The 403-nt window shown below is 53.3% G+C and carries 2 tRNA genes; both read left to right on the top strand.

From position 1 onward, the window contains the following. Nucleotides 1-97: 97 nt before the first annotated feature. Nucleotides 98-174, top strand: a tRNA-Ile gene (locus DIE22_RS37910). Between the two features lie 38 nt (nt 175-212). Further along, nucleotides 213-288, top strand: a tRNA-Ala gene (locus tag DIE22_RS37905). The last annotated feature ends 115 nt before the right edge of the window (nt 289-403 follow it).

Here is a 403-nt window from a genome sequence, read left to right as displayed (position 1 = left end):
CCGTATCGGAAGGTGCGGCTGGATCACCTCCTTTCCAGAGCTTCTCGCAAAATTGAGCGCTCACGCTTATCGGCTGTAAATTTAAAGACAGACTCAGGGGTCTGTAGCTCAGTCGGTTAGAGCACCGTCTTGATAAGGCGGGGGTCGTTGGTTCGAATCCAACCAGACCCACCATTGTCTGGCGGTAACACACCTGAGGCATCTGTACTCATGGGGGCATAGCTCAGCTGGGAGAGCACCTGCTTTGCAAGCAGGGGGTCGTCGGTTCGATCCCGTCTGCCTCCACCAATCCTCAATGACAAGCGTTCGACGTGGTCGAGTCCTTGTCATTGGCGATTGAGCCAGTCAGAGCGGTACGAAAGTATCGGCTGTCGTTCTTTAACAATCTGGAAGAAGTAAGTAA

Source organism: Burkholderia sp. Bp9142 (assembly GCF_003853415.1).
Classification (GTDB): domain Bacteria; phylum Pseudomonadota; class Gammaproteobacteria; order Burkholderiales; family Burkholderiaceae; genus Burkholderia.
This window is presented reverse-complemented; position numbering and strand designations above follow the sequence as displayed.